Consider the following 20885-nt stretch of genomic DNA (forward strand, 5'->3'; position numbering starts at 1 on the left):
GCGGTGAGTCGTTCGCCCGATCTGAAACAAAAGCTCCGCCCGGAATCGGACGGAGCTTTCTCATTTATTTAAGGGAACAAAATTTCGTTCAACAATCGATTAAGCAGAAGCGCGCAATCTTTCCTTGTCGAAGCCGCATCCGTGGTGTAATGAAACAAATCATTCGTACGGTTAATTAATTTCGCCTGCTGGGCTTCCGCGAAGTAGTCCGACGCCCAAGCAGGCACATCTGCCGGAACGGCAGCATGATTATCTTCCGTGCTCGTCTCGGAGTAGCCAACGGAGCGCATCGCCTTGACGAGCATCGCAACCATCTCTTGATGGGTGATCGTTTGATTTGGTTTGAAGCTGCCATCCTCGAATCCCGCAATAATACCCGAGCCTACAGCCGCTTCCACATATGCTGCATACCAGCTATTAACCGGCACATCTTTGAATTTCGACGTCTGGGCCGATTTAGCGGCCGAAATGCCCAGCGACTTGGTGAGCATTACCGCGAATTCTGCTCTAGTGACTTGGTTGTCCGGCTTAAACGTGCCGTCCGGATAGCCGTTAATTACTGTTTTGCTTGCTAATCCTTTAATACTGTTTCCGTAAGGAGAGGTCGACGGTACATCCTTAAAGGAAACTTTTTTATTTGCGATGGCATATACGGAGTTTCCCTTACGGTATAGGGATGCCGTTAGAACACCATCCTTGTACTCGAACTTAACCGGTACAGGAACAAACTTGCCCGATTCCGGATCAAACATTAGTCCTGCAAGCTCGTTCACATTCACCTTATCCGCTTTGAGCGTAATCTTGTGATTTACATAGCGGCTGAAGCTTTCCAGAATCGTCTTTTTCCCGTCGCTTCCGACAACCACGGCCTCAAAGCTCATCGGAGTACCCAATAGCTCAGCACCTCCGGGAAGAGCCCCCTTCATAGCCGTTGTATCCGCCACATTGGATTGCTTAATCGTCACGATAAGCGACTGACCGCTCTTGTCCTTGCCGATTGCCTCTTGAAGTGTCTTGGCGTCAATCACCCACGACCCTTTAGGCGTTTGAATATCGATAAGCGCAGTGCCCGACTGACTCAAAATTTGTTGAACACCATCTACCGGTATTTGAAAAGCAACCTCAGCTTCCGTGCTGGCCGTTTTCAGAACCACCGTATTTGTGTTCTTGAATGCGTCGTCCTTTAGTTGATCGGCGATATGATCAGATGATACATCGACGACTGCGACACCTTTATCGTTCTTGGCTTCCAGTCCGTCATCCGTGGAACCCGGGTTCGGAAAGAACGGTGGAATGATGATGCCACCGCCGCCTCCGCCTCCGCCACCACCACCGTCTTCGACGATTGCCGGAATAGTAACGAGCGTCCCGTTGCTTTCGAATTTATTCGCCATAGTTCTGGTTACGATCAAATGCTGACCGGGCGAGCCCATATTGCCTAAGCTAATCAAAATCGTTGATTGGCCGGCCGGCACTTTACCGGTTCCGATTAATGCTCCGTCCTCCCGATACACGTTAATGACATCGCCGGCTGCTACTTGCTTGACCAGCACGGTATCCGATTGCACACGGTATTTCGTCAATACAATGTCGCTAACCTTGATATCCGGCGTAATGAAATCATCGAAAATCAGATACTGATACACAGGCGCTTCGTAGCCTTCGCTTTCTTCCAGAAGCGCTAATCCGAGAGCATCAGCAGGGAGCTCCGTTTCGGGAAGCGCGGACGAATAGGTTTGCTTCCCTCCGGCCCATTGCGTTAACGGTTCTCCTATGATTCCGTCCTCGCCGAAGAAATACAGCCTGTAAACCGTACCCGCATACTCTTTACCCGGTGTAAAGCTTACAGTTCCGCGAATTTTAGCAGGATCGGCGTCGCGATCATCAAATGTAAATGTATGCACAAAGTATTCCGGCACATCCCAAAGCAATGTTTTTGCAGGCGGAGTGGTTGATACCCAATCGTAGCTCAAACGAGCATAAACCCCGATATATTTGGCTTGTGCGGGAACGTCCGTAGTACTGACGGAGTACGACATGTAGCCATCATCAAAAACTTGTTCAGGGTATGCATGGATCGGAGTCAGCTTGTTCCCGGCACTGTCCAAGAAATAGGCTTCATACCCTTGAACATAGCTTGCATCATCTGCAGGTTGAAACATAAGCTTGCCGTAAATTTGCCCCGGCGTGTCACCTAAATCGATAAAAGTAACATTCTTTGGTGTAAAGGAAGCCGTGATATACGCCTCGATCCCGTCAACACCGGCAAACTTGTACAATTGGTTCGCGGTAGAAAGGTACAAAGCTCCATCTTCCGCCACGTAAGCATTCGTTAAAGTAAATGGCAGAGCGAGCTTTTTAACGTACGTGTCCCTGTCATAAATATTTTTCGCGGTGAAAACAAGTTCATCATAGGCACGGAGTACCTGCTCAGGATAAGTGCCTAAGACAGTCTTCACGTCGTCTTTGTTCATCCGTTTACCGCAGAAATACATATTATCTCCATCCACGATCATTGCGCCCGAACAATAATAATCCGAGACACGCTGTTTGGAAATCGTGCTGCGCGTAGTTGCATCCAGCTTATAGACATCGAAATCACCGCCTGCATAGATCGAATTGTCCGAAGCTACATACATGGCCTCGCCGAGACTCGGAGAATCTGATTCGAGAACGCGTTGGTCCGTTACGCCATCGGTCACATGAAACGTGGTAAAGGTTTCGGTTCCCCAATAATAGATATTATTCGTTCCAACCGGCATGACTTGATTCGGGTTCGAAGGTATAAGGATGCGCTGCACCTCCGCATCGATCTCCTCGGTGTCCAGTACACCAATGTAGGTTTCACCCCGCAGCGCAATGTACAGCTTCCCGTCTCTCAAAGCAATATGTACCGGCTTTGAACCTATATACCGCTTATCAACTAAGGAGAAATCATCTTTGTTAATAACCGCGAGTTCATTGGTTTCGGAAGATACCGCATACAGATACGGTGTGCTTTCATCCGTTGCCCAGCTGTCGATCTTATAGTTGCTTTGGAGCGAGCCCCAAACGCCGGGTTCGAAGCCTAAAGTCGGCAATGAAGCATCTTCTAAATTGTAGTCATAAGCTTTGATCGTTTTGCCGTCATAGGAAGAGCCTTCCAACAAGAATACACGCCCGTTCATCCCCATCAGCGCCTTAGCCGCTTCATACGGAAATTTTACGAGACAAAGGTAATGATCCTTATCATAGATCCCTTGCTGCGTAATGACATAGTTCCCTTTTACATCGGTTAATTGAGAATCCAGATAGGAATAATTTCCAAACCGAGGATAGGCGCCGTGAATGATAGCAAGATTGTCCCCATCCAATCTCGAGCCCCCATAGAAAACATCGGAACCGTCGAACAGGATTTTCTCATAAGGAAAACCGAATCCATAATTGCCGTCGTACGTGTCATCACTCACAACCTGATTCGTTAGATAGTCGATTGCGTACAATTTAGATCCGCTTGAGCCGGTATCTCCTACAAATAAGATATGCGATTGCTCATTAACGGCAAGGATCCCGTCTATGACCGAATTACCGACGAGCTTCGTGATCGTGCCGCTAGTACGATTTTGCATATAAGGATTATCCCAGCCTCCGTTTACATCCGTGTAGAATAGGTTGTCGGAGGTAACCGCTATCTGATCGGGTTGTTTGGTCGTTGCAACAAGACTGCCAAGCGTCTGCGTCACGAGATCGACAACCTGGATGCCCGTAGCGCCGGAGAGCGCGACATAGAGCTCATTATTATAACGTACAATATCACTGGGCATGGAACCTACCAGGAGTTCCTTCTTAATCTGAAGCGTTTGCGCATCTATGAAGTAGAGTTTATTCGACGTCTTGGCGATGGCGTAGATCAGGTTGGCATTCTCATCGTATTCCCAATCCGTAAGTGGGGCATTTAAAGTAAGAGAAGCTGCCGGCTCTGCGCCTTGATTAGCGGCATCCGCATGAGCGATGCCTTGCCTATCCCCCCAAATAAACAAGGGATTTAGTAAGGCGAGGACAAACAGTAAGAGCGTGGTTTTTCTTCCGAATTGACTGAACAGGTTTGACATGCGTTGCCTCCGCTTTAATTTTTTAAATATCCTCCTTGTCATTTCGAGATAATATGGAAAAAACCTTCTAAATTCGACAATTAATATAATATTAATTTGTATACTTTGCACGATCGACATTGCGGACGATTCCGGTGAGCTTGAATCTCGCATGCTTGTATGTCACAATCTTCTGTAGGACTATACCTATTCGCAAATTAGGAGGATGAAACGAATGAGAACGATGAAGCTCGGAAGCAGCTCCCTTGAGGTGCCGGTTCTTGCTGTAGGGTGTATGCGCATTAATGGGCTAGAGAAAGCCGAGGCGGAACGATTCGTCCAAACCTCGCTTGAACACGGGGCGAACTTCTTTGACCATGCCGATATTTACGGAGGCGGTAAGTGCGAGGAAATCTTCGCGGACGCCATACATATGAGTGACGATGTGCGGGAGAAAATCATCCTGCAATCCAAATGCGGCATTCGCAGCGGCACATTCGACTTCTCGAAAGAGCATATCCTTAACTCTGTAGATGCCATCTTGAAACGTCTTAGAACCGATTACCTCGACATTCTGCTGCTGCACCGTCCGGATGCACTGGTTGAACCGCATGAAGTAGCAGAAGCATTCGATAAACTGGAGCGCTCAGGCAAGGTTCGCCATTTCGGCGTATCCAACCAGAATCCCATGCAAATTCAGCTGCTCAAAAAAGCAGTGAAGCAGCCGCTTGTTGCGAACCAGCTGCAGCTGAGCATTACGAATGCCAACATGATCTCAAACGGCGTGAACGTTAACATGACGGTCGATTCGTCCATCAACCGCGACGGCAGCATTCTGGATTATTGCCGCCTGAACGACATTACGATTCAGCCATGGTCGCCATTCCAATACGGTTTCTTCGAAGGCGTATTCCTCGGCAGCGAGAAGTTCCCTGAGCTGAACAAAGTCATCGATGAAGTCGCAGCTAAGTATGAAGTGAGCAACACTACGATCGCAATTGCATGGCTGCTTCGCCATCCGGCACAAATGCAGCCGGTAACAGGCACGATGAACATCGAACGGATTCTCGATTGCATCAAAGCAAGCGAAGTCCACCTGACACGCGAAGAATGGTACGCCATCTACCGCGCGGCAGGCAATATTTTGCCATAAGACATAACAATAGGAGCTGAGAGGTCCGATCATTCGGACTTCCCGGCTCCTTTTTCATTATTTTCTTAGCCCCCACAGCTCCTCGAACTTATCCGGGTCCATGCCGGAGCGTTCATTGCGGTTCAGCGCATCCAGTCGCTCCATGTCGTTCACCGACAATTCGAAGCCGAAGATATCGGCATTCTCGTAGATCCGCTCCGCCTTTGCCGATTTCGGAATCGTCACCACGCCGTTCTGTAAATCCCAGCGCAATACGATCTGCGCACCGGTACGCCCATACTTCCCGGCCAGCTCCTGTACTAGCGGCTCTTCCAGCACTCGGCCCAGCATTAGCGGGCTCCAAGCAACGAGCTGAATCCCTTTGCCATTGCAGTAGCCCTGCAGTTCCTTCTGCGTCAGGCGCGGATGATATTCCACTTGGTTGACCGCTGGCACCACACTGCACGCTGCAAGCAGCGTATCCAGATGCCTGATCTGAAAATTGCTGACGCCGATTGCTTTTACTTTGCCTTCGGCATAAAGCTTCTCCATCGCACGCCATGTTTCCATATAATGGGCACTCACCGGCCAGTGGATCAGGTAGAGGTCGATGTACTCCATACCGAGCTCGCCCAGCGACTTATCGAACGCCTTCAGCGTAGCGTCGTAGCCTTGATTGGCGTTATCCACCTTGGTCGTGACGAATATCTCTTCTCTTGACACCCCGCTCGCCCGGACCGCTCGGCCGACACCTTGCTCATTACGGTATGCCGCTGCCGTATCGATGCTTCGATAGCCCGCTTCAATCGCCGTGCGCACCGCATGCTCCACATGCGCGCCATCTTCCGGTCTGCCCTGCCATACACCGAGTCCAAGCCATGGCATAACAACGCCATTATTCAGCGTGACACCGCTCGAAATGGTTTTCGTCATCCTGCACCTCTCCTCTACATCCGACTCATTCTCCCCCATCATAGGACAGTGCATGCCGTTTGTCAGCACCGAAAACCAAAAAATCCACAACCGCATCATCCGGTTGTGGATTTCATTTCATTACGCTTCAAGCGAATGCGCGGGCACATGCTCCCGGCTCACAATTGCCTTCTTCGTCCAAACCCCGCTCTTCCATCTGGCCAGCATCAGCAATCCGCGCACCCATTCGTCCACCGCGAATGAAATCCATACGCCGATTAATCCCATCTCCAAATGAATGCCGAGGTAGTAGGACAACGGAACGCAAATCCCCCACATGGAGCAGACTCCCATGAGGACCGGGAACTTCGCATCCCCAGCCGCGCGCAGCGAGTTGATTACGACAATGTTGAACACCCGGCCCGGTTCCAAAATAATCGAGAGCAGGAGGATACTCGCCCCGACCGCGATGACCTTCGGATCATCCGTGAACAGACCGACCAGCTGATAGCGGAACAGCGCCGCGATGCCGACGATTACGGCTGTCAGCAGAATGCTGATCCGCAAGCTTCGCAGCAGCCGGAAGTAGGCGGCTTTCTTCTCGCCGGCCCCGACCATATGCCCGACGATAATTTCCGTCCCCATGCCAATCGCCATCGACAACGCCATGAAGTAGGCGCTGATATTGTAGACATACACATGGGCGCTGAGCGCCTGTTGGCCAATGATATTGATAAAGCCCATAATCATCATCATCTGCGACTGCCAGGCCAGATGCTCTCCGGCAGACGGCAATCCGATTCCGAGTATTTTCTTCATGTACAGCTTATCGAAGGAGATATAATCTCGGAGCCTGATGGGGCTCGGCGTTTTGCGATACAAGAGGATAAACAATACGATAAGGCCGAGAATTCGGCTGCCGATCGTGGATACAGCCGCGCCGGTCACGCCCCATTCCGGGAATCCAAGGTTCCCGAAGATCAGCAGGTAGTTACCCGCGACATGAATCAAATTCACGCCGAGCGTCACATACATTACGTCCCGTGTATTGCCGTTTGAACGAATAATGGACGAAACCGCGTACGACATCGCCTCAATCCATATAAAACCGCCAATCAGCTTCAGATAGGTACTCGCTATCGCAATTTGCGAGGGGTCAAGATGCAGCAGACGCATGCCCGGTTCGCTGAAGCAGACAACGATGACGCTGACAATAACGCCGAAGATCAAATTCATCATGATGGCTAACGCGGAGATACGGCTGGCCGTTGCTTTCTGCCCCGCCCCCAAGTACTGCGTAACCGCGACGCTCGTTCCAATCGCGACGAATCCGAACATCATAATACAGAACATAATAATTTCATTGGCAAATCCGACAGCTCCCGCCACTTTATCGGAGATCCGGCTGAGCATGAAGACATCGGCAGTCCCGAGCATCATACGCAGAACCGAATCCACCAGAATCGGCCATGACAGGGCAAAGAGGCTCAGCTTCTTCCAGGAAGGTACAGCATCATTTTTAATCAAGGGTCTATCTCCTATCACTTATTCCATCTCATCTCTCTATACCAATCGTTATTATCCCACCTCCACCTGACCCTGTCTATGCCAAAAGACCTCCAATCCCGTATCGAGTTGGAGGTCCTTCAATGTATATCCGCTTCGGCACCGTTCAGCTTATGCCTGCATCCATGCTTTCATAACCGGCATTAACCGTTTGGCGTCTTCATAGCCTTCCTTATACAGAGCGTCCAGCTTAGCCGGATCGCGCTCCATCCGACCTACCGTCAGCTTCTGCTGCGGCCGAATGACGAAGAGATTGCCTTTACGCTCCTGCTCGTCAATATAAGCTAACGTATCATTGTAGATTTCATGCCGGCGAAGCATGACTTTAACAAACTCGGGGTATTTCCTATAGGCCCGTCGTACGAGCCAGCCGAAACGGTTGTGTGATTTGCGGTAACCCGTATCTCGGGTCAATACGATTACGTTGCGCTTGAAGCCATCGCTCTCTGCTTTACGAAGGGGAATCGGATCCGAGATCCCGCCATCCAGCAGGTTGCGGCCGTTATATTCCACAATCGGTGCGATAAACGGAAGCGAGCTCGATGCGCGAATGATCTTCAGCAAATCGAAGCCGGGTTCATCGCGGTGATAGAAAATCGTCTCCCCGGTATCGCAATCGGTCGTACCAATAACGAACTGCTCCTTACTCGCTTCGAAAGCTTGATAATCGAAGGGAACAATCACGTTCGGGAGCTCATCGAAAATAAAATCCATCCCGAACAGCTCGCCTTTGCTGAAATAATTTTTCCAAGAGATATAGCGCGGATCCGTGACCCAACCTACATTGACCTCGCGATTGCGGCCCAGCTGTCTCGATAAGTAACTTGCCGCCATGCAGGCTCCGGCCGAGACGCCGATCGTATAGGGAAAGTACATGTTCTGTTCTGTAAAATAGTCGAGCACGCCGGCCGTATAGATGCCCCGCATGCCCCCGCCTTCCAGCACTAAACCGATGGATGAATCCATGATCAAACTCCTTTACCCTGTCTGTCCGTGTTCGCTACCTTCATTGTACCTATCGCTTAACGGGAGAGTCAATTTTACGACAAACAAGAGCCGACCTGGTGCGGCCGGCTTTCTTACGCGAACTATTCATATCAACTGGCAATGTCTCTGGATTCGACCGCTGCCGGTTTGTTTCGGAACATGACTGATAATTGGTGACCGAACTTACGCTCCAGAACCTCCGCCAAGACAAGAGCAGCCATTAATCCAACCAGTGCAGCGCATACCGATATCGGAATCGCCCATAAATGCGAGGTATGCGAGAAGAATGGGATCAACGCTATGGCAGCAATCGGCGGTGCGTTCCAATTGAACTTGCGGATCAGCCAAATGATGATAACGGCATTCACAAACAGAGTGAGTGAGCTTGGATAGAGGTAGAACAGAATCGTACCTATAATTGCCGACACTACGGACCCGAAGGTAATCTTGCCGAGCTCCGACATCGAATACGTGCGTGTGAGAAACAGGAAGCTAAATGAGCCGATCGTCGGAAAAAACAACGTATCCAGGAACGAAACATGCAGCGAGAGCCAGTAGAGCACCATGACATACAAACAAATAGCTAAAGATTTCACATTCATTAGGTCGTTACGGCCTCCTAATAGAATTGACATAGTTTTTATTATAACGGTCTGTCTTAGAAAAATCACTTGGAAAATAGCCATTTAATCCTACCCGATAACTAGGTTTTGATGTATAATGAGGATAGTGATCCGACTTACAAGGAGGGCCTTGAGATGAGTAACCAACCGCTTCTCCCTACGTACGAGTGCGTAGACGATGTACCTTTGCACCGTGTTCGCGGCAACCAGCTTGGCATTTTGCTTAGCGTTATTCTTAGTGTTAGTACAGGGCAGCTGTGGATATTGGCTCTTCCCCTGGTCGTCCAACTGATTAGCCGCACGTATGGAGTGAACTATAATCCGTTTGTTCGTCTGTTCGCCCCGTTATTCCCGGTCAGCGCTCGGACGGAGAGCCGCGAGCTGCTCCGCTTCAACAATTTGCTGGCGATTCTATTCCTCGTTGTCGCACTCGTTGCCTATGCGCTCGGGTTCCTGACTGTAGCTTATGTTGCGCTTGGCATGCTCACCGTAGCCGTTGTGCTTGCGCTTAGCGGATTTTGCCTCGGCTGCTTCATGTACTTCCACTGGAAACAATATCGCTTGAAACGGAAAATATCGTAATGATGATGGCATAACTTAAGTTTTCCGCTCAACCGGTAAACGGATAGATACATTCCCTCTGCCGGGACGGAAGCGCTGTGTTGTGCTTGTGCTCTAACGGTTGTCACAGCGCTTATTTGGTCTTTTATTGCTTCGTATTCCGGCTAACGGTTGTCAGTGAGCTTAATTGTCCGATTACAGTCGAAAATCCTACCTTATTCGTGAAATACCCCCTCTGGCAACCGTTACAATTGCGGGACGCCGAAAATGGGGAGTTTAGGCGCACTGGCAACCGTTAGACTTCAGAGAGCGGCCTTCTAGGGAAATCAGACCGACCTTATCTTAAGGTCGGTTTTTTTGTGAGCGATGCGAGTGTTGCACGATTAGCTGGGGATAATAGCGGATATGAGAAAAAAAGTCATACTAAGCATATTGGTACTCGTGGGGTTGATGCTCGGGCAGACACCGTACTCTCAAGCTGCCACTAACGCTCCGAGTAAACCCATACAAGATTCCAAAGAACTGCAGCTGCAGGACATGCTAGTACTGCTCCTTCTGCCTGATATGACGGCTAAGCTTGCCGAGGTTTATGCCAAGGAGCTCGTTGCAGGGCCTGATCTCTATCCCTATATGGTTGATGTCACGCATATTGAACGTGTAAATGGATTTCGCGGGTTCAGGTTTCACATCACCCTTCATGTCTACCCGACTGTCGGGCCGCATATTTCTGTCGGCGAAGATCTGATGACGTACGAAGTTTCCGCCGAGCCCAGCATAAAGCTCATCCGCCTCGTACACCTGAAAGGGCCAGATCGAACTAACTTCCCGCCTAATTATCTGGACCTGTTGAGATAGAACAGCCCGCCCCATTACGTGAATGGGGCGGGCTATAGCTGTTAGATGAATGCTGCGGCCACCGAAGGTCGCCGCAAACCAATCTCCGAGATGAATGCTGCGGCCACCGAAGGTCGCCGCAAACCAATCATCTTCTATGTTTCGATAAGAAAACATGCTCTCTCTTCTGAACGGCTTTCTCCCGATCCTGCATTATGTCATCTTTTAGTTTCGAGACACATTTCGCGCAGAGCTTCCCTTGGCGAGTAGGCTCTGCACAAAGATCACACGCATCAGATAACTTCGGATAATCGAATAATTTAAGCTTTCCCTTTCGGATATACGAGCGAATTTGCTGCACAGGAACAGAAGCCTGTTCTGCTAATTGCTCATTGGTAAGCTGACGGTTGCGCCTTAACACTTGCTCAATCGAAGTAATTTGTCCATCTTCCTCGGCTGTACATGCTGCACATAGATTACGCAGATTCTTCTGAAACACTCTTCCACAGTTGGGGCAATGTGCCACGTTTAGTTCTACAGCCATATCTCATAACCTCGCTAGTCATGGTTCTTATGAACTAATGATAGCATGGAGCATGGAAAAATTCACTAGAATTCATAGTAGATTGCGAGGAAGCCTCACTTTGTATTAATCACCGACCATAAACTTTGGCGCATGAGTTGCTTTCATGGAACGCTACGCCAAGGCCTTGCCGGTTGCACCGAGTAGACCGTCCCAAGAACACGTGGAATATGCTTCTTGAGGCGGCTGAGTCATACTCGGATGTTGCTTATGTTGCCCATCCTCGCCAAGTCAGAGTCAAGACAGGAATGTTGCACAATATGCAACATTCCCTTCCCCATGCTCACTAAAACCTTCAATTGTTGCAGGAAATGCAACATTTATATGAGATCAGACACCTCAACTAGCGTTTACGCCCCAAATGTTGCATAATCTGCAACAATTCCAAATAAACAGGCCGTTTCACTTCTAAATGTTGCACAAATTGCAATATTTCACTCGAATACCGGAAATTCGTTCACTTAAGCGATCGGAGTAGGTCCCCCGAGCTGCTCGGAGCACTCGCACCGGTTATTCCTGTTCCATTCCCCCTATCCAATGGGCTGAACTTCGTCTAAAATGACAGTGAACCAATTCGGACTACCATTATTTTGAAAAGGAGCGCATGTTCATGAAAGTCGTAGTATTGGGTTGCGGCACAATGGGATACGTACACGCCGCCGCATTCAGCCGGATGCCCGGTGTCACGCTCGCCGCTGTGTGCGATATGGATGGAGAACGCGCAGAACGCGTCGCTTCTTCTCTTGAAACAGCTTACTATACCTCGTTCGAGGAAATGATGGACGCGGTCGATGCGGACGTCGTCTCGGTTGCTTTGCCTACTCCTTTCCACAAGGAATACGTGCTGAAGGTTGCTGCATTAGGCAAACATGTCATCTGTGAGAAACCGATCGCGCCTACAGCCGAGGATGCGGATGAGATGATTGCAGCTTGCCGTGCGAAAGGCGTTCGCTTGTTTGTTGGTCATGTCGTTCGTTTCTTCCCTGAATACGTGGATCTGAGCAAGCGTATTGGGTCCGGAGCCATCGGCACCGTCGGCGTCGCTCACGCCAAACGGGTCGGCTCCCATCCGGGCGAACACTCGCCTTGGTATGCGGATAAAGAAGCAAGCGGCGGCGTAATCATGGATCTCATGATTCACGATATCGACTACATGCGCTCCCTCTTCGGAGATGTGAAATCGGTTTATGCTCTTAACCGGACAGAGCCTTCCCTTGATTATGCGCTTGTTACACTGCGGTTCCACAATCATTCCGCTATCGTCCATCTAGAAGCTCATTGGGGATATCCGGGCGCTTTCACGACAGCCGTGGATTTCGCCGGCACTTCGGGTGTTCTCCAATACGACAGCAGCGCTTCCAAGTCGCTGCAAGTCCGCCGCACGGAAGCAGCAGCAGCCGAGAAATCGGTACAGGTGCCGCAAAGCCCGTCCTATCGCGATCCGTATTTTATCGAGCTGGCTCACTTTATCGACTGCATCCGCAGTGGAGCTGAACCGATCGTGACGGCTGAAGATGCGAAGAAAGCGGTCGAGGTTGCACGGGCTGCCTTGGAATCCGCTGCTACCGGACAATTAATCCGCCTACAATCGACTACCGGGGAGGCACGCTAATATGACGACGACCAGATCCATCTCGGTTGGCTTGCTTAGTTTCGCCCATGGTCATGCCCACAGCTATACAGGTGAGCTGCTCCGTCGCTCCGACGTGACCATCGCCGGTTTCTGGGACGATAATCAAGACCGCGCGAACGCAATCGCGGCACAATATGGCTTCCGCCATTATGAATCCTTGCAGGAGCTGCTCGCTGCCGGCATCGATGCCGTCATTATTTGCTCGGAGAACGCGAAGCATGCTGATCTGACGCTTGCCGCTGCAACCGCTAAGAAACATGTTATGTGCGAGAAACCGCTCGGCATCTCCGTGGAGGAGATGGAGCTTATGATTCAAGCTTGCGCCGTGAACGGCGTTCAGCTTATGACGGCCTTCCCTTGCCGCTACATCCCCGCTGTCGTGGAAGCGAAGAAATCGATTGACCGCGGCGATATCGGGGAGATTGTGGCCATTAAAGGAACGAACCGCGGCTCTATGCCGGGCGATTGGTTTGTTGTGCCATCTGCTTCCGGAGGCGGCGCCGTGCTCGACCATACGGTGCATGTCATGGACTTAATGAACTGGTTCGTGCAATCCGACGTCGTCGATGTGTATGCGGAGGCGGCTACCTTGTTCCATCCGGAGCTTGAAGTCGAAGATGCCGGCATGGTGCATGTCCGCTTCGGCAATGGCGTCATTGCATCGCTGGACCCAAGCTGGTCCCGCTCCCGCTCGTTCCCGACATGGGGCGACGTCACGATGGAGATCATCGGTACGAAAGGCGTCGTCAGCATCGATTCCTTTGCGCAGAAGAACGACCTGTACAGCAATAAGGAATCGAAAGCGCAATGGTTATACTGGGGAGACGATATGGACGCAGGTCTCGTGGACGCCTTCATCAGCTCGATTCGCAGCGGCTCTGCCGTGCCGATCACAGGTGAAGACGGCTTGAAATCCGCCAGAGTCGCGCTTGCTGCATTGGAATCGGCGAGGCTCGAAGCGCCGGTTAAGCTTTAGTTTCTATTAGACGAACCCACAGCCGTAATGGCGGTTGTGGGTTTTTGGCTTGGCATTCCAACCTTTAACCGTGTACAGCAGCTGCTCCTAACGCTCGTTTACCGCCGCACTTCTCGCGGAACTGTGTTGCTCCCAGAGCAACACTTCCACCACCGCGGCGCGCTAGCGAATCCTACCGGTCTTATTTACGCGAAAACAGCTGCTTATTTTTTCTAACGAATCGTGGAGGCCTTTTTTAAGCGAATTGGAGTGGAAAACGGCAGTTTCCCACCAAATAAGGCTTGTACGATTCGTTAGATTTTCAAACCGCCTCATTTCGCCCAAATAAGATCGGTGTGGTTCGTTACAGCGAATACCTACATACCATGACAATGAGAACCACCTATGCTGTAAGCGCGGAAAGGATGCGAGGCCTCCTATGGAATTTAAGCTCGCTGCTGTCGGGGATATTTTGATGATTGGGCCGATTCTGCGGTCTGCCAAACAGCAGGGGGATCGATATGCTTTCGAGCCCCTATTCCAAAAGGTTGCCCCTTACCTCAAGCAAGCGGACCTGGTCATCGGCAATCTGGAAACGCCGCTCGCCGGCAGGGAGACTGCCTATACGCGAGCGAATGCGGCCACGGGTTTCTCCATGTTCAACTGTCCGGATGAGCTCGCTCCAGCCCTTAAGTCCGCAGGGTTCGACGTCTTAACGACGGCCAACAACCACTGCATGGACCGCGGCAAGAAGGGGTTGCTCCGAACCATTCAAGTACTTAACGACAACGGCCTGGCGCATACCGGCACCTACGCTTCCGACCCCGGAGCCGACAACCATATCATCGTCGAAGTGAAAGGCCTGAAAGTCGGCATCGCCAACTATTCCAAAGGTACCAACAACATTGCCCTGCCTGCCGGCGAAGCATGGCGGGTAAACACCGTTACTCCCGCCTCCTACAGCAAAGTCGCCGCACATACCCGCAGACTCGCGGAGCAGGTCGATGCCGTCATCATCTGCCTGCATATCGGCAAAGAATGCCGCCATGTGCCGCTCAAGCAATCGCGTGAACTCGTGAACCTGCTGCTCGCAAACGGCGCGCATATCATACTCGGCCACCACCCGCATGTTCTTCAGCCCGCTTTTCATACCAAAGACGATAAATTCGCCATCTACTCGCTTGGCAACTTCGCCTCCACGCGCCTCTATAAGAACGCAGCCACCAAATGCGGCGCCATAGCCCAACTAACCGTTGTCAAAGACGATGGCGGCAAGGTGCGCGTGAAAGAAGTTACCTACGTCCCAACATGGGCGACCAAAATAGCAACGCCAAGCGGCATGAGCTATCGGGTGCTCCCGATCCCTCAGACCCTAAAGCAGCCAGAGCCCGGTCAACCCGCGGCCGATCGGCAGTTAATGCGCAAAGTGTGGAAGCAAATGTCTCCGCTGCTCGTAGAGAAGCACACCCTGCTCTAGTAGATCCGTCGGCTAATAAAGAAACCGCACCCCCAACGGGATGCGGTTTCTGGTTCCTTAACAACATTAACGATTATCGCCTAAGCACCGCACGAACCGGACTCCCATCCGCCTCGGTCAATGGCAGTGGCAGAGCGATTAGTTCATAATCCCCCGGTTCCACATGGTCTAGGACAAGCCCTTCCAGAATGTGAATGCCATGCCCGGCGAGCTTATGATGAGCAGGTAATTCTTTGCTGTCCAGCGGATCGACGGATGGCAAATCCAGACCGATCAGCCGGACGCCGTATCCTGCTAGATAAGCAGCGAGCTCCGGTTCAATAGGCGGAATGGATTGCGGAAACACATGCCTGTCCTTCCATGCATCCGTTCGGATCAACAGCCTCGTTACCCCATCCAGTTGGACGCCGGTCAGCTCCTGCACGCCAATCGATTCAGGATTAGGCAGATGAATAACTCGCGCCCGACCCATATACAGATCAAGGTCAAGATCGCTGACCCGCTTACCCTCGTTGTCAAAATGAAACGGCGCATCGATATGCGTCCCCGTATGAATGCTCATCACGATCTGCCCCACATTGACGGAGCCGCTCTCTTCTTTACTCCAGCTCACCTTGTAGGAGAAGGGGGTATCCCCGGGCCAAGTGGCAACCTTCTCATCCAGCGGCTGCGAAATATCTATCCAGTTGCTCATATCTAGTTCATCCCCTTCCTGCTGCTTTCCGTCCTCGACGCTTAGCTTAAGGTTACAGCTTGGTGCGCATGCTCCACAGCTCAGGGAAGAACTGCTGATCCAGCGCCCGCTTCAAATAATTCACGCCCGACGAACCGCCGGTTCCCATCTTGTTGCCGATAATCCGTTCCACGGTCGTCATATGGTTAAATCGCCAGAACTGCTGCTGGCTGCCGATATCCACGAGCTTCTCTGCCAGCTCATAGAGATCCCAATATTGATCGACATCGCGGTACACGGTCAGCCAAGCCTCTTCCACACTGGCATTCGGCTGATAGCTTTGCGACCAATCCCGATCCAGCGCCTCTTGATCAATCGGCAAGCCGCGCGCTGCGAGCGCCCCAATCGCCGCATCGTAGAGGCCGGGTTCGTTCAGCGCCTGCAGCATCTGCGCGTACAGCTCAGTTTGATGCTTGAACACGGACAAGGTGTGCACATTCTTATTCCCCATAGCGAATTCGATCAACCGATTCTGATGCGATTGGAAGCCGGAGGATGAACCCAGCGCATCACGGAAACCCATATATTCTGCCGGTGTCAGCGTCGAGAGCACGCTCCAGGACTGAATTAATTGCTGCTGGATTCTGGACACGCGCGCCAGCATTTTGAAGGACGGCTCCAGATCGTTATTGCGGATGGACAGCGTAGCCGCCTGTACTTCATGCAAGATGAGCTTCATCCACAGCTCGCTCGCCTGATGAATGATAATAAACAGCATTTCATCATGGTGGTCCGAGCATCTATGCTGACTTTCCAAAATTTTATCAAGATGAAGATAGTCCCCGTAGGACATCGATTTGGAGAAATCCGTTTGAATATCCTTCTCCAGCTTCCCGCTGCCGTGCTGCTCTTCATGGTTGTTCATGGTGCATAGCCCCTCTCTATGTTCGTTAGGCAACGACTTCGCGTTCATTCTTAAACTGCTCATATTCCTTATCGACCATGATTTTCTTCAGCTTCTGCACGACTTCCCATACTTCGGAATAGGAGTTATACAGCGCAACCGGTGCAAGCCGAATAATATTAGGTGCCCGGAAATCCGGAATGATGCCGTTATGCTTCAATGACTTGCAGACTCGTGCTGCCTCCGGATGCTCCAAGCTGACATGACCGCCACGCCGAACATCGTCGCGCGGACTGCCGATATAGAATCCGAATTCGCCCAGCTCATGTTCGATTAGGTCGATTAAATATTGATTAATATGAAGCGACTTCTGCCGAATATTCGCAATGCCCGCTTCCGCGAAGATCTCCAGCGCGCCAAGCAGCGGCGCTAAGCTTAGCACATGAGGCGTTCCGATCTGATAAGCCCCTGCCGATTCCGCAGGCGTCAACGTATGCTCCATATCGAATTGTTTGTCTTTTCTCGAGCCGAACCAGCCCGCCAAGCCGGGGTTCTTCCCGAAATGCTTCCGATTAACGTAGAGTCCCCCGACGCTGCCCGGTCCCCCGCCAAGATGCTTATAATTGCACCAGTAAGCAAAATCAACATCCCACTCGCTGAACGAATGAGGAATGGCTCCGACCGAATGGCAGCCGTCAAAACCGATGAGAATGCCGCGCTTATGAGCTTCCTCTGTCAAAAGCTTCATATCCAGAATCTGTCCGCTGCGATAGAGAACCGTCGGCAGTACGATTAGCGCAATATCATCGGTCATAGCCGCGATAATATCCTCCTCTTCCAAGAAGCGGCCATCGCGGCTTTTCACTCGAATCAGATGCGTATCCGGGTCATAACCGCGAATACGAAGCTGACTTTGAAGCGCATAAATATCGGAAGGGAACGTTAATTCATCCGCCAATATCTTATTGCGTTCCCCTTGAGGCTCATAGAACGTAGCGACCAGCTGATGCAGGTTTACCGTCGTCGAACCGGTCACGATCACTTCCTCCGGAGATGCGCCGACGAGTCCCGCGCTCATCTCGCCCAGCTTCTCCGATAAGGTGAACCAAGGATGAGTGCCTTGCATCCAGCCGTCAATCCCGTGCTCTCTCCAGTCGGCGAGCGATTCCAGCAGCGTACGCTCTGCCCGCTTCGACAAAAGCCCCAAAGAATTTCCATCCATATAAATCGAATCAGGCTTCACATAGAACTCTTCGCGAAACCGGGAAAGGTTATCTAGCGCATCTAATTGTTTAGCGTAATCTAGTGTGGGTTGAAACGAATTTGTTCCCATAGCTGCTCCCTCGTTTATCACAGAATAATCGTTTGATGAGGTGATCATACCAATCAATATGACATAGTGTCAATATGTTCAAAATCGTCAGCAGCCGCGCTGCGTTGACGTCTGAACGAACCTTCCAATTTCCAGCCGTTTCTTATATTCTAGAAGGGTATGGACGGAGGGGGAGAACGATGGCCACAGAGAGAACGACAGATAAACGACATTTGCGCTCCGCACTGACAAGGCAGAAGCTGTTAGTTGCCGCCAAGCAGGTGTTTCTGGAGGAAGGCTTCCAGAAAGCGACCATTTCGCAGATGATTGTTGCCGCCAAAATCGGATATGGAACAGCTTATGTTCATTTTCAGGGAAAAGAAGATTTGTTAAGCGTGTTAATGGAGAATGTTATGGAGCAATTTTATGAGATTGCCGCCATTTCCTTCGTTCCGGCCACGAGAGATGAAGCGGTTCACACGATACGCAAACAAACACTGGCTTTTCTCAAAATGGCCGAGGCAGAGCGTCATATGATGCAAGTTTTCGAGCAAGCAATCGGCATCTCATCCGTCATCTCCGACAAGTGGAAGGGCATCCGCGAGAAGTTTATTGGGCGGATATCCAGCGATATCGCCTATTCCCAGTCACATGGACTGGCACGCACCGATCTTAACCACCTGCTCATCGCACGCGGCTGGTTCTATACGAATGAAATGTACCTCTGGGAAATCGTTCGGGACGAGCACCAATGCTCGGTCGAAGAGATTGCGGTCAACATCACCGATCTGTATACGGCGGGTCTCTATCTCTAATGAGTGTCAGCTAAAATAAAACCGGCCTCTGCAGCTACAGCAGAGGCCGGTTTCTCTTATAGCTTAAACTTCTCAATCGCTTCTTCAAGGCCGGAGCTTCGCAGCTTCAGCTGCTCCGTCGTAACGGCAATTCGCTTGGTCGCTGCCAGTTGGTCGGCAGACATTCGCTGAATCAACGCGGTATTGTCCGCCGCTGTGTTCGAGATCTGCGAGATTTGCTCTACCGATGCCGCAACCTCTTCCGAACCGGCCAGTACCTCTTGTGCCGCCGCGGAAATCTCCTGAATCTGACTGTTCACCAGATGGAACCGATCGACCGTCTGATCAAACATCATTTCCACATAACCGGAGAGCTCCGTGCTCCGGCTCATCTCTTCGCTGCCCTCCATCATTTGCTTGCCGATATGAGCCGACTCCTGAGCAATTTGCCCTAGAAGCGAAGTAATATGATTCGCGGACAGTAAGGATGCTTCTGCCAGCTTACGCACTTCACCGGCTACAATGGCAAAACCGGAGCCATGCTCGCCGGCTCTTGCCGCCTCGATGGAGGCATTCAGCGCCAATAGCTTCGTTTGATCCGCAATGCTTGAGATGGAAGCCAGTACCGGTTCCATTTCATGCATAAACGCATTCAGCGCTAAGACGGATTCGTTCGTCTGTCTGGCTACATCGGAGATGGAAACCACTTGCGCTCTTAATTGGTGGATGGATTTGCGGCCTTGCTCCGCGGAATCCAGCGCTTCTACAGAGGCGCTCGACACTTGGGAGGAAGCCTCGGATACGCGCTGAATCGCGTACGTAATTTCCTCCATCGACTTGGCGCTTTCCTCTGCTCCGATTCGCTGATGCTGCGCGCCATCCGCCAATAGCGTAATGGACAGCTCCAGCTGCTCGTTCAAGTCGACCAGTTGACCCGCCTCTGAGCCAAACTGATCCGTGGAATGAATGAGATCCTGCGTCGTCACCTGCATATCCCGCACTACATTTTCGAGGGTCACGCCAAGTCTGTCGCTCATTTTGTTCATCGCCGCGAACGCTTGTCCGATTTCATCCGTCGCGTTCACTCGCGTCGTGCCGAGATGACCTTTCGCAGCGGCGAAATCTCCTCCGGCCATCGCTTCCGCCCCTCTTACGACAATTCTTAACGGCCGCAATGCACGGGACAGGAACACCGTTATGAATATAAACACAAGCAGAAGCACAATGCCCATGATGACAAATAACGGCGTACTGGATTTCAATACTTCCTTATAGATGGTCGTCGATACCGAGATATCCGTATCAATCCCAATGGCTCCGATTACCGTGCCTGATTCATTGCGAAGCGGCGCGTAGGCAGAAATATAAGTACCATAATCGGGATTGCGAATAACGCCGGATTTGGCCGCTTTGCCCTCTAATACCAACGCTATCGCGTCCTTCGGCATATCCGTCACTTCGCCGATAGGAGAGGCATCGTCGTCATTTCTGGGCTGGCCATCGACCAGAATGATCGGCTCTCCTTTGTCGTTAATTTGAATCGTATATACGTACAAAGCGCCGATCCGCTGGCGGTAATCATTCATGTTATCCCGAATTTGCCAATAGAGATCATTCTCCTTAGCATCTTGCGCATAGGTTTCATACTGCTTGACATCGAATTGACCCGCATAAGCCTCAGCCGTGTGCATGCCAAAGCTGCCAATCGCTTCTTCGCTTGCTTTCCTCGTATTCTGGACTTGCAAGTAAATTAAGGCGGTAGACAGGATGACGAGAGTAGCCAAAATAAGAACAGATAACTTCACTGCCAGCCGGCTTCTAATGCTTAAGAACATGATACGTATACTCCTCCTGCAGACCTATGTAATT

17 protein-coding genes are annotated in these 20885 nt (G+C 51.1%); 7 read left to right on the forward strand and 10 right to left on the reverse strand.

Going from position 1 to position 20885, the window contains the following annotated elements; genetic code table 11:
- Positions 1-68: 68 nt before the first annotated feature.
- On the reverse strand, positions 69-4091 hold the full coding sequence (locus BM412_RS25870; RefSeq protein ID WP_177246097.1) for an S-layer homology domain-containing protein: 4023 nt from the start codon (positions 4089-4091) through the stop codon (positions 69-71).
- Between the two features lie 214 nt (positions 4092-4305).
- Here BM412_RS25870 and BM412_RS25875 point away from each other — a divergent pair, with 214 nt between their 5' ends.
- The gene (locus BM412_RS25875; protein ID WP_091224579.1) at positions 4306-5223 is read left to right on the forward strand and encodes an aldo/keto reductase; all 918 of its coding nucleotides are present in this window, start codon (positions 4306-4308) and stop codon (positions 5221-5223) included.
- 57 nt (positions 5224-5280) lie between these two features.
- On the opposite strand, the gene BM412_RS25880 is transcribed toward BM412_RS25875, so the two are convergent.
- From BM412_RS25880 to BM412_RS25895, 4 genes are all read right to left on the reverse strand, one after another.
- Positions 5281-6135: an aldo/keto reductase gene (locus BM412_RS25880; protein ID WP_091224580.1), complete on the reverse strand. Its 855-nt coding sequence runs from the start codon at positions 6133-6135 to the stop codon at positions 5281-5283.
- A 120-nt stretch (positions 6136-6255) separates the two neighbouring features.
- Positions 6256-7641, reverse strand: coding sequence for an MATE family efflux transporter (locus BM412_RS25885; RefSeq protein ID WP_371264858.1), 1386 nt, complete (start codon positions 7639-7641; stop codon positions 6256-6258).
- Positions 7642-7791: 150 nt separating this feature from the next.
- Entirely contained in the window at positions 7792-8646 is an 855-nt protein-coding gene (locus tag BM412_RS25890) for a patatin-like phospholipase family protein (protein ID WP_091224581.1), read from the reverse strand.
- A gap of 131 nt (positions 8647-8777) precedes the next feature.
- Positions 8778-9269: an HPP family protein gene (locus BM412_RS25895; RefSeq protein ID WP_177246098.1), complete on the reverse strand. Its 492-nt coding sequence runs from the start codon at positions 9267-9269 to the stop codon at positions 8778-8780.
- A 156-nt stretch (positions 9270-9425) separates the two neighbouring features.
- Here BM412_RS25895 and BM412_RS25900 point away from each other — a divergent pair, with 156 nt between their 5' ends.
- Entirely contained in the window at positions 9426-9872 is a 447-nt protein-coding gene (locus tag BM412_RS25900) for a DUF4395 domain-containing protein (protein WP_091224583.1), read from the forward strand.
- Between the two features lie 429 nt (positions 9873-10301).
- Positions 10302-10706: a DUF3888 domain-containing protein gene (locus BM412_RS25905; RefSeq protein ID WP_091224652.1), complete on the forward strand. Its 405-nt coding sequence runs from the start codon at positions 10302-10304 to the stop codon at positions 10704-10706.
- Positions 10707-10833: 127 nt separating this feature from the next.
- Here BM412_RS25905 and BM412_RS32365 read toward each other — a convergent pair whose 3' ends face one another.
- Positions 10834-11229: a hypothetical protein gene (locus tag BM412_RS32365; protein WP_091224584.1), complete on the reverse strand. Its 396-nt coding sequence runs from the start codon at positions 11227-11229 to the stop codon at positions 10834-10836.
- A 649-nt stretch (positions 11230-11878) separates the two neighbouring features.
- Here BM412_RS32365 and BM412_RS25915 point away from each other — a divergent pair.
- The 3 genes from BM412_RS25915 (at position 11879) to BM412_RS25925 (ending at position 15333) form a co-directional block, all read left to right on the forward strand.
- Entirely contained in the window at positions 11879-12880 is a 1002-nt protein-coding gene (locus BM412_RS25915) for a Gfo/Idh/MocA family protein (protein WP_091224585.1), read from the forward strand.
- A gap of 1 nt (position 12881) precedes the next feature.
- The gene (locus tag BM412_RS25920) at positions 12882-13877 is read left to right on the forward strand and encodes a Gfo/Idh/MocA family protein (protein WP_091224586.1); all 996 of its coding nucleotides are present in this window, start codon (positions 12882-12884) and stop codon (positions 13875-13877) included.
- Between the two features lie 418 nt (positions 13878-14295).
- Entirely contained in the window at positions 14296-15333 is a 1038-nt protein-coding gene (locus tag BM412_RS25925) for a CapA family protein (protein ID WP_091224587.1), read from the forward strand.
- 73 nt (positions 15334-15406) lie between these two features.
- Here the strand turns inward: BM412_RS25925 and kynB are convergent, their stop codons facing one another.
- Genes kynB through kynU form a run of 3 tightly spaced genes read right to left on the reverse strand, consistent with a single transcriptional unit; the run spans position 15407 to position 18243 of the window.
- Complete coding sequence (kynB, locus tag BM412_RS25930) at positions 15407-16027, reverse strand: arylformamidase (protein ID WP_091224588.1); 621 nt, start codon at positions 16025-16027, stop codon at positions 15407-15409.
- Between the two features lie 52 nt (positions 16028-16079).
- The gene (gene kynA / locus BM412_RS25935; protein ID WP_091224589.1) at positions 16080-16931 is read right to left on the reverse strand and encodes a tryptophan 2,3-dioxygenase; all 852 of its coding nucleotides are present in this window, start codon (positions 16929-16931) and stop codon (positions 16080-16082) included.
- 25 nt (positions 16932-16956) lie between these two features.
- Positions 16957-18243 carry a kynureninase gene (gene kynU, locus BM412_RS25940; protein WP_091224590.1) on the reverse strand — a complete coding sequence of 429 codons (1287 nt, stop codon included), beginning with the start codon at positions 18241-18243 and terminating at the stop codon, positions 16957-16959.
- Positions 18244-18422: 179 nt separating this feature from the next.
- On the opposite strand from kynU, the gene BM412_RS25945 reads away from it, so the two are divergent.
- Positions 18423-19037, forward strand: a complete 615-nt coding sequence (locus BM412_RS25945; protein ID WP_091224591.1) for a TetR/AcrR family transcriptional regulator — start codon at positions 18423-18425, stop codon at positions 19035-19037.
- Between the two features lie 56 nt (positions 19038-19093).
- On the opposite strand, the gene BM412_RS25950 is transcribed toward BM412_RS25945, so the two are convergent.
- A complete protein-coding gene (locus BM412_RS25950) occupies positions 19094-20851 on the reverse strand; it encodes a methyl-accepting chemotaxis protein (RefSeq protein ID WP_091224592.1) in 1758 nt (585 codons plus the stop codon).
- Between the last annotated feature and the right edge of the window lie 34 nt (positions 20852-20885).

Source organism: Paenibacillus sp. BC26, assembly GCF_900116125.1.
GTDB classification, from domain to species: domain Bacteria; phylum Bacillota; class Bacilli; order Paenibacillales; family Paenibacillaceae; genus Paenibacillus_Z; species Paenibacillus_Z lignilyticus.

What these genes read in the sequence shown, in the direction of transcription:
- BM412_RS25870 (WP_177246097.1), bottom strand. Translation starts at nt 4,091, where the DNA reads ATGTCAAACCTGTTCAGTCAATTCGGAAGAAAAACCACGCTCTTACTG.
- BM412_RS25875 (WP_091224579.1), top strand. Translation starts at nt 4,306, where the DNA reads ATGAGAACGATGAAGCTCGGAAGCAGCTCCCTTGAGGTGCCGGTTCTT.
- BM412_RS25880 (WP_091224580.1), bottom strand. Translation starts at nt 6,135, where the DNA reads ATGACGAAAACCATTTCGAGCGGTGTCACGCTGAATAATGGCGTTGTT.
- BM412_RS25890 (WP_091224581.1), bottom strand. Translation starts at nt 8,646, where the DNA reads ATGGATTCATCCATCGGTTTAGTGCTGGAAGGCGGGGGCATGCGGGGC.
- BM412_RS25895 (WP_177246098.1), bottom strand. Translation starts at nt 9,269, where the DNA reads ATGAATGTGAAATCTTTAGCTATTTGTTTGTATGTCATGGTGCTCTAC.
- BM412_RS25900 (WP_091224583.1), top strand. Translation starts at nt 9,426, where the DNA reads ATGAGTAACCAACCGCTTCTCCCTACGTACGAGTGCGTAGACGATGTA.
- BM412_RS25905 (WP_091224652.1), top strand. Translation starts at nt 10,302, where the DNA reads ATGCTCGGGCAGACACCGTACTCTCAAGCTGCCACTAACGCTCCGAGT.
- BM412_RS32365 (WP_091224584.1), bottom strand. Translation starts at nt 11,229, where the DNA reads ATGGCTGTAGAACTAAACGTGGCACATTGCCCCAACTGTGGAAGAGTG.
- BM412_RS25915 (WP_091224585.1), top strand. Translation starts at nt 11,879, where the DNA reads ATGAAAGTCGTAGTATTGGGTTGCGGCACAATGGGATACGTACACGCC.
- BM412_RS25920 (WP_091224586.1), top strand. Translation starts at nt 12,882, where the DNA reads ATGACGACGACCAGATCCATCTCGGTTGGCTTGCTTAGTTTCGCCCAT.
- BM412_RS25925 (WP_091224587.1), top strand. Translation starts at nt 14,296, where the DNA reads ATGGAATTTAAGCTCGCTGCTGTCGGGGATATTTTGATGATTGGGCCG.
- kynB (WP_091224588.1), bottom strand. Translation starts at nt 16,027, where the DNA reads ATGAGCAACTGGATAGATATTTCGCAGCCGCTGGATGAGAAGGTTGCC.
- kynA (WP_091224589.1), bottom strand. Translation starts at nt 16,931, where the DNA reads ATGAACAACCATGAAGAGCAGCACGGCAGCGGGAAGCTGGAGAAGGAT.
- kynU (WP_091224590.1), bottom strand. Translation starts at nt 18,243, where the DNA reads ATGGGAACAAATTCGTTTCAACCCACACTAGATTACGCTAAACAATTA.
- BM412_RS25945 (WP_091224591.1), top strand. Translation starts at nt 18,423, where the DNA reads ATGGCCACAGAGAGAACGACAGATAAACGACATTTGCGCTCCGCACTG.
- BM412_RS25950 (WP_091224592.1), bottom strand. Translation starts at nt 20,851, where the DNA reads ATGTTCTTAAGCATTAGAAGCCGGCTGGCAGTGAAGTTATCTGTTCTT.